The organism is Bifidobacterium sp. AGR2158 (assembly GCF_000424225.1).
GTDB classification, from domain to species: domain Bacteria; phylum Actinomycetota; class Actinomycetes; order Actinomycetales; family Bifidobacteriaceae; genus Bifidobacterium; species Bifidobacterium anseris.
This window is the reverse complement of sequence record NZ_AUJM01000003.1, coordinates 1-6,734: the sequence shown is the minus strand read 5'-3', so window position 1 is coordinate 6,734 and position 6,734 is coordinate 1. Positions and strand designations below refer to the sequence as shown.

Genomic DNA, 6,734 nt, shown 5'->3' with positions numbered 1-6,734 from the left:
ACACGATACAAGCATCAACACGAAACCGCAACGAACACCCGTTCCTTCCATACGAACACCTGCGCCCGCGTCCACCATCCGGTCCCCGAACCACCCACCAACCCCCACCCGGGGGTCGACCATGAATAACACAATACAGTCTTGCGGCGGTCACAGCCCAGGGGAGACGCCCGGTCCCATTCCGAACCCGGAAGCTAAGACCTGGCACGGCGATGGTACTGCACCCGACAGGGTGTGGGAGAGTAGCACGCCGCCGCACCCACACTTCACACGAAAGCCCACCACACGGTGGGCTTTCCCATATCCCGAAGCCAAACACCTCCACACCCAACGGCGAAATCAACCCGAGCCTCGTGTTCACGCATGAGTACACGCTCGACGAAATCAATCAGGCGTATCAGGACATGGCGGATCGCAAGACAATCAAGTCGTACATCAAGGTGACCGACTGATTGATTGACTACAGCTGAATTCAGTGGCCGATCTGACCGCGGTAACCCCCGCGGTCAGATCGGCCACTGTGTTATCTGCGCCGCTGACTATCCGTTGATTATGATTATCTGTGCCAATAGATGAAACCGTCCGAATCGTTGGGCGGACGGTCGAGTAAACTAAACAGGTTCGTTCTGGACGATTCGAGCAGCTCCACCGCACCAGTCGTGGGCACAACGCTGCGTGGATTCCCGACTCGCTTGGCACCGTGGGTTTCCGAAATCATCAGCTAGGCCACGGAAGGATGGCCGGAAACAGCTCACATCGGCATGACCACAAGCAGGACTCCGATTTCCCCCAGCAATGAAGAACCCAGGAAGTCCGCACCTTCCGAAGTCATTGGCGTACAAGACGCGAAAGCACAGCCGAAGAACGAGACACCGGCGGATGTGCTCTCCATTCAGCAATTCCCAACCTCAGTCAGCAGAACACTCCTCCTCTCGATTATCGCCGTGGGCATCATGGCATTCGTCGGCATCCTCACCGATACGATGACGAACGTGCTGTTCCCGATTCTCATGGACCAGTTCCACGTGAGCACGGCCGTCGTGCAGTGGCTCACGACCGGCTACCTGCTCATGGTGGCCATCGTCATTCCGATTTCGTCGTACTGCAACCGCAGGTTCACGAACAGGACAACGTTCATCATTGCCATGGTGCTCTGTGTGGCCGGTCTTGCGTTTGCGTCCGTTTCCATGAACTTCGCCATGCTGATGATCGCGCGCCTGCTGCAGGGCGCCGGCACCGGCCGTGGCGCTCGCCGGTCTGCTCATCATGCTGTTCATTCCGGGCAGCGTGAACATCTGGATCCGCATCATCGGCTACATCGTGTACATGTGTGGTTGCACAATGAGCTTCGCGAACACGATGACCGCGGGTCTCGCGAACATTCCTCCCACACCGCACGCGGACGGCAACGCCATGTTCAACACACTGCAGCAGCTCGGTGGTGCGGTCGGCACCACAGTGATGGCGCTGTGCCTGTCCATTGCGCAGGCTGGCCACGGTACGGTCGGTTCCGACGACTATATGCAGGCCACCAAGCAGGGCGGCGTCTGGGCGTTCACAATCGTCTCAGTGTTCGTGGTGGTGGCGACGCTCGCGAATCTGCGCGCGTTCCTCAACGAACGTCGTCATCCGATCAATCTTGATTGATTGCGGCTATTCGCCGGCGGTCAGGTCGCGCACGGACGCGCGCTCCATGAGCATTGCGAAATCCAGATCGGCAAGGCGGATGGGCACGGCAGATTCATATTCGCCGCTGCCACGAGCGCGGTGCGAGCGCGAAACATAGACGTCGTCAGCCACATGCCAGATATGGCGCTCGTGGCCCGTTGCTGGAATTGTCCATGTGACCGTTGGCTACTCCGTTCCGCACTCGCTGATATCTGTCGCTTCATTCCACTATAGCGACAGATATTCGGTTATCTGTCGCTATAGAGTACGCAGACGACAGATAACCGCAGACGATGGATGTCTACCAACGGCGCGTGTGCTTCACAAGCTGAACGGCGTACCCCGACTCATTCTCCGAATGGGTACCACGCATGGTCGGCATCGTCTGGTCCCCATGATTTCACGTCCAACCGATTCGTGATGTAGCAGAGCTGCACTTTGGCGTCGTCGAAATCGTAGCTGAACGCTTGTTTGGAATAATCCCAAGCTTCGCTGATGCTGCCTCCCTCGCTGATCTTCTCGCTATATAGCGCTTGGCTTCGTGCGTATTCTTCTTTGTATTGTTGCGCAGTATAGGATGGCTCAGTCAGACCGTTGCGACGCAAGCATTCGGCGAAGCCCACTTCGCGATCCTGATAGAGATTGGGGTTGCCTTTTGCCAGCGTATACATCTCATCTATTGCCTGATACTCACGGAATTTACAATCGGCTGCATCGTTGATGACCTTCATCATTACCTCATCACCTCGGTCTCCTACATTTGGTGAGATGCTGGTGCCGCGTAGACCTTCCGGATAGGGGGTAGCGACAGGAGCCGTATAGCCTTTGCTGATCACGCATTGCTGGTAGTTGCTCCATGCGAGATCGTAATCCTTCTTACTCACCAAGCCGTCATGTGCCAATGCCCGTTGAAGCATTGCGATTTGCGCATCGGACATTGGCGGATCGGATTCGTTATTCGTTGCAATGAGTTGCTCGATGCGCGCGGAGAGTGAGGGGGCTAAGCGTTCCGTTTTTTCCGTTGCGGAGGGGGATGCGGCATCGCTTGACGGTTGTGTTGAACATCCACATAGACACACAGTGAGCGCCAGTATGGTGACTGTGCATGTGATGACGTCAAGGAATCGTGTCTTCATGGAATTCTCAGTTCAGTGTGATGAGTCGGGGCGCTCAGGGCAGATATCTCCCGGTGCGCCCCGTGATGGACAGAATGGAATCGTTGGGTTGGGGCGTTTAGGATACAAGGTAGGAGGCGTAGTCGCCTACCGTCAGCATGGTGCCACTTTGTGCGGCTGTGCACCCCATGCCGTTCGTTCCTGTATCTGTGGCTGGTTGTGCATGGCCGTCTTGTTTCGCCACGCATGTGGTGCTTTTGTTGGAGCTTGTGCTGAGTGTGATATACGAATAGTTAGCTTGAACGGAGTACCGTCCGCGGAAGTAACCGTTCTCAATGGTACCGCTGCTGACAGGGTAGTAAGTGGCCGTGGCGGCGTTGGCGACATTGCAGAGGCCGAACGCTAGGCCTAGGGCGAGCAGGGCTCCGGTTGCACGTTGTGCGAGCTTCCTTGACTGCATGGTTGTGTCCTTTCCTCAGGGTGGGCGACATTGCCCGATTATGTTGGGTTGTTGGATTGTTCCCCAACTGGTTCCAGTATTGCGGAATAAGACATCGTTGTCCAACGGAGATGATGATTATCTGCATGGTGTGCTTCTAGTAGACCTAGTAGCCATTGCCTAGAATAAATGCTGTTTAAGGCATAGTTGGATTGCCTCGCGTTTGTCGGACGCGCCGAGTTTGCCTACGGCGTTGCGCACGTGGGAGAACACGGTGGCAGGGGTGATCTTCAGGCGTTGTGCGATTTGGTTGGTGGAACAATGGTTGGCGTAGAGCTTGAGCACGATGAGTTCACGGTTGGTGAGCGTCCGAGCATCGTGCTCTTTCGTTGTGCGGAGCAGTTGATACGCCGTGTGGGTGTCATAGAATCCGGAGCCAGACGGATAGGGGAGGCCTCGAGCGGCCGATCGAATGAGCGGCGCAATGTTCTCGCCATAGGCAAGGCGACGTTTTTCGATGAGCGCCTGTGCGCCTGCGTGGATGCAATCGTCTCGATAGAGCTCTGTTGGATAGGCGGTGATGCCGATGATACCCACGGTGGCGTCATGGCGGCGGATGCATTCGCAGATCTGTGTGCCGCAAATGCCGCATAGGCCCATATCCATCACAATAACTTGTGCTTTGGGTGAATAGTGAAATGTGTGGGCGAGCGCCTGTTGGGCATCGTTCACTTGCCAGACAACGGAGAAATCCTTGGATGTGGCACGAATGAGAGAGCTGATTGCTATGAGCGCGCAGTCGTCATTGTCCACGATGCCTATATGAATCATATGGTTGCCGCCTTCTCAATACAACGTGTTTCCCGTGAAACTAGCGTCCCCAAAGACGCAGCCCCGCGATGCCACGATATCTCAGATGGCATGCGAATTGGAAATCATGCTCAAGATTTTCTTGATGCGAGCACGCTTAGGTGCCGGGTGCGCAACGTCTGGTGGCGGCTAATAATAAAATAATCGGTGGTTCACGTGGCGTACTCCGCCGCGTGAACCACCGATTGGAGCGTGGAGCGCGAATCACTCTCTAAATTGCGCGAGCAGCTCGTCCACTTCGTCAATCCACAGTGTGTTTTGTGCCACGGTCGGCATCATGAATCCGTCGCGCAGATCAAGGCCTGCCGATCCGATGCGCGGGCCGTCGGGCAGGTCGTGCCGCATGAACTGCGTCGCGAAGAACCGCCCGTAGAACGTGCGCATCCAGTTGAGCAGCTCGTGGTCGTTGTACGCGGTGCCGAACGCGCGTTGAGCAAGTCGGAACGACTTTGACGGGCGGTACTGCGCGCGCAGGAAACCGTCGATGTAGAAATCCTCGACCTCGGCGGGGGCGATGTCCGCAAATCCGCGCGCGGCCAGCGGATCGTGCTCGGGTACGTGCAGCACGTCGTCGTGTTCGATGATCGGACCAAGCGCCGCGTGCAGCCGCTCGTTCGACGTCGTCTGCGCGACGCGCGCGAGCATGAGCGGCACGAACGAGCGCGCGAGCTGACTGTTGACCGCGTACTGCATGGACAGATCGATCGGGAAATCACTGATGCCGAGTGCGAGCTCGGTCATATCGACCGGATTGATGAGCGCTCCGTTCGGGTTCGCAATCGATGGCTGACCCGCGTCGAACACCGTACAGTCGAGCGCGGCTGCGAGCGAATCCAGCAGCGCCTTCGCATGCGCGTTCGGCTTCTCGCCGGAGAACTGCACGCGCACCGCAGTGCGGTCGATCTGCGCGAGATCGGACGTCTTCACCGCGGCAATCAACGCCAGCGCGGCATCCTTGACCGCCGTGTCCTCGGCGAGCACGGTCATCTGATTCGCGCCACGGTTGTGCAGGAACGCGAGCATACCGTGCGCCTGCATCGTCAGACTCAGATCGCAGCAGTCGTTGAGATCGCGTTCGTTCGCCGGCACGAACGGCTGCTTCGACACCGGCCGCAGCAGCGGATGCTCGGCGATCTCCATGCTGAACACGGTCTCGTGGTAGCCGGCAGCCTGCGCGCTCGCCGCCACGTGGAACGACGACATACCACGGCGCGCGCACCACAGACTCTCCACGTCCACGTCCGCAATGGCATGCCCCTCGCCGAACGGCTGCGCCTGCGCGAGCACGCTGCCGTTCTCAGCAATGATTTCCTGACCGCCCACGGTCACATCGCCGGTGGAATCACCTTGCCCGGAACTGCAGTACGCATAGCAGCACAGCAGGCGCGCACTCTGTCCGCTGATCAGCCCGCGGCGGTAGAGGTCCTTCTCGAGCGATGCGTTCGATGCGGAACCATTGCAGATGATCGTGGCGCCGGCCAGCGCAAGCTTGATCGACGGCGGATCCGGCGACCAGATATCCTCACAGATCTCATACCCGACGCACAGCTGCGGCAGTTCACGGCAGCGGAACAGCTGATGCGAGCCGAACGGCACGTGCTCGAACCCGGCCACGGTGATGTCGGTGACCTCAGCAGGACCGGATTGGAACCAACGCCCCTCAAAATCCACACCATACGTGGGAATGAACGTCTTCGGCACCACGCCGAGAATCCGACCGCGGTGGCAGACTGCCACCGTGTTGTAGATCTTCCCGTTGATGCACAGCGGCGTGCCGACCGAATACAGCACATCGAGATCCGCAGTACGGCGCACGAGCCGGCCGAGTTCACGCTCCGCACTTTCGAGCAGAATGCTGTGGTAGAGCAGGTCGTCCGCGATGTACGACGTGAGCGTGACCTCCGGGAACGCCACGATGTTCGCGCCTTCGGCGGCCGCACGCCGCAGTCCGTCCTCCACGAGGCGAGCATTGTGCGCAGGGTCGGCCACCGTACTCGCCGGCGAGACGGTAGCGACCGCAACAAAACCGTTGTTCGGCAATCCCATCGTGCGCGGTGCTGGCTTTGCGGTTGCGGTGATTTCCGATGATTCGATTGATTCGGATGATGATGTGGACATGAGCGTCCCCTTCCGGTGTGGTCCAGGATTTCGAGTGATTCGTGCGCTCGCGGACCGACGCGCGCATGAGGCCGGCTATGTACGGCACAGCTTAGTGCGCGCATTTTTGGTATGAACGTGACTACGGTGAGGGCGAAGTGGTGTTTGTGGGTGTTGTTGGGTGGTTTGCGACACGCCGGTGGTTGGGTTTTGTTGGGTGGTTGTTGGGTGTGGTTGTGGTGGTGTTGGTTGGGTGGTTTTGGGTGGTTTGCGACACGCCGGTGGTTGTGTGTGTTTGCAGGGGTTTTGGGGGTGTTGTGGTGGGGGTGGGTTTGTGTTTTGGTTTGGGGTGGTGTAAGTTATTCATCTTGCTGCCGGTTGGTGAGCTTCTGGACTGGGTCCGGAGGGTCGTTGGCTGTGTGTGGTGGTTTGAGAACTCAATAGTGTGTACTGTACTACTTCATCATGCGACTGACTTCGTGTTGGTTGTGTGGTGGTCTTTGATTGCCAGTCCGATGCCCGCCCGTGTGGTACCCGAGGGGGTT

The 6,734-nt window shown here is 58.1% G+C and carries 5 protein-coding genes, 1 rRNA gene and 1 pseudogene; 3 read left to right on the top strand and 4 right to left on the bottom strand.

Annotated features, from left to right (window positions below; genetic code table 11):
* Window positions 1-142: 142 nt before the first annotated feature.
* From rrf to G606_RS09210, 3 genes and pseudogenes are all read left to right on the top strand, one after another.
* Window positions 143-259: ribosomal RNA gene (rrf, locus tag G606_RS0100325) — 5S ribosomal RNA — on the top strand.
* A gap of 502 nt (window positions 260-761) precedes the next feature.
* Window positions 762-1,181 (top strand): annotated as a pseudogene (locus G606_RS11500) (MFS transporter); the annotation flags it as partial.
* A gap of 61 nt (window positions 1,182-1,242) precedes the next feature.
* Window positions 1,243-1,647, top strand: coding sequence for a hypothetical protein (locus G606_RS09210; protein WP_231371359.1), 405 nt, complete (start codon window positions 1,243-1,245; stop codon window positions 1,645-1,647).
* Window positions 1,648-1,653: 6 nt separating this feature from the next.
* Here the strand turns inward: G606_RS09210 and G606_RS11055 are convergent, their stop codons facing one another.
* The 4 genes from G606_RS11055 to G606_RS0100290 all read right to left on the bottom strand — a co-directional run bounded on the left by G606_RS11055 (window position 1,654) and on the right by G606_RS0100290 (window position 6,210).
* Complete coding sequence (locus tag G606_RS11055) at window positions 1,654-1,800, bottom strand: hypothetical protein (protein ID WP_155802683.1); 147 nt, start codon at window positions 1,798-1,800, stop codon at window positions 1,654-1,656.
* 215 nt (window positions 1,801-2,015) lie between these two features.
* On the bottom strand, window positions 2,016-2,804 hold the full coding sequence (locus G606_RS0100305) for a hypothetical protein (RefSeq protein WP_133120903.1): 789 nt from the start codon (window positions 2,802-2,804) through the stop codon (window positions 2,016-2,018).
* A gap of 598 nt (window positions 2,805-3,402) precedes the next feature.
* A complete protein-coding gene (locus tag G606_RS09205; protein WP_051198237.1) occupies window positions 3,403-4,053 on the bottom strand; it encodes a response regulator transcription factor in 651 nt (216 codons plus the stop codon).
* 243 nt (window positions 4,054-4,296) lie between these two features.
* Window positions 4,297-6,210, bottom strand: a complete 1,914-nt coding sequence (locus G606_RS0100290; protein ID WP_155802680.1) for a nitrilase-related carbon-nitrogen hydrolase — start codon at window positions 6,208-6,210, stop codon at window positions 4,297-4,299.
* Window positions 6,211-6,734 lie beyond the last annotated feature (524 nt).